Below are 1,544 nucleotides of genomic sequence, written 5' to 3'. Positions count from 1 at the left end.
GCATCCGGGAGATCACCCGCCCGGACGCGAGCAACATCCAGATCGCTGCTGAGGCTCGGCAGCGGAGCGGCCGCTGCCCGGACTGTGGCGAGCCGAGCCATACTGTCCACAGCCGCGCAGTTCGGCACCCCGCCGATCTACCCTGCCTTGGCCGCCAGGTCCGTCTCGAACTGGCCGTGCGACGCCTGTACTGCGGCGATCCGGCGTGCTCGCGGCGGACTTTCGTGGAGCGGCTGCCCGGCCTGATCGCGCCGCGGGCGCAGCGTACTGACCGGCTGGCAACGGCACAGGGCCGGGTTGGCGTTGCCATAGGTGGTGAGGCGGGTGCGCGCATGTTGCAGGAGGTCGGCATGCCAACGAGCGGCGACACGGTGCTGCGCCTAGTGCGCCGCTTGCCCCTGCCGCGCCGCCCGGCGCCTCATGTGCTCGGCGTCGATGACTGGGCCCGGCGCAAGGGACAGACCTACGGCACCATTCTGGTTGACCTGGAGCGACATCGCGTGGTCGACCTGCTGCCGGACCGGAGCGCCCCGACGCTGGCCGACTGGCTCCGGCGCCACCATGGGATCCGGGCCGTCGCCCGTGACCGCTCGACTGAGTACGCCCGCGGCATCAGGCTTGGAGCGCCGCGGGCCGTGCAGGTCGCGGATCGTTGGCACCTGCTGCTGAACCTGCGGCAAATGGCCGAGCGCTGGTTGGCCGCGGTGCACGGCCGGCTCCGGCGCCTGCCGCCTATCCCGGGTCGGCCAGCCAGCCCGGCGCGGCGCACGGGTGTGTTCCCCCGCAGCCGGGCCGAACGAGCGGCCAGCGCCGAGAGCCGAGCGCGCTGGAAGGCGCTCTATGACGAGGTCCGGCGCCGCATTGCCGGCGGCGAACCGCTGCTGACCATCAGCCGCCGCATGGGACTGGCCCGCGGGACGGTACGGAAGTTCGCCGATGCCGAGAGCTTTCCGGAGCGTGCCGTCCGGCCTCCCGGTCCGAGCATCCTGGATCCCCATCTCGCCTACCTGGAGGCGCGGCTCGCGGCTGGCTGCGAGAACGCGATGGCGCTGTGGCGCGAACTGCGGGAGCGCGGCTTCTCCGGAACAGCCAGACAGGTCCACCGCTGGCTAAGGCCCGCGGCGCACGATCCGGTCGAAGTGCGGGCCACAGCACGAAGGAGGCGCGCAACCGTCGCCCGCGCCATCTCCTGCGGGTGACAGCGCACCGGCACTCCCCTCGCCGAAGCAACTCGCCTGGTATCTGACGCGGCCGAGGGACCAGCTCAGCGACAAGGAAGCTGCGGCCGTCGCCCGACTGGAGCAGGATGTCGACGCGGTCACTGTCGCCGGGCTGGTCCGCCGGTTCGCCGATCTTCTGCGTGCCTGCAGCGTCAGCACCAAGACGCGGTGCAGCGCGCCGATTACCACCCTCGAAGGCTGGCTCAAGGACGCCCGGCGGAGCGGTGTGGCCGCCGTTACCACCTTCGCCGCCGGGCTGCAGCAGGACGGCGCAGCGGTGAAAGCCGCGCTCACCAGCACATGGAGCAGCGGACAAACCGAGGG

At 71.9% G+C, this 1,544-nt stretch carries 1 protein-coding gene; it reads left to right on the top strand.

Annotation, left to right across the window (positions count from 1 at the left end):
• On the top strand, positions 1 to 1,199 hold a 1,199-nt coding region (locus tag E2C06_RS36385; RefSeq protein WP_165982917.1), incomplete at its 5' end, for an ISL3 family transposase.
• Positions 1,200 to 1,544 lie beyond the last annotated feature (345 nt).

The organism is Dankookia rubra, assembly GCF_004355005.1.
Classification (GTDB): domain Bacteria; phylum Pseudomonadota; class Alphaproteobacteria; order Acetobacterales; family Acetobacteraceae; genus Paracraurococcus; species Paracraurococcus ruber_A.
Note: the sequence above shows the minus strand (reverse complement) of the source record. Positions and strands in the feature narration are given on the sequence as shown.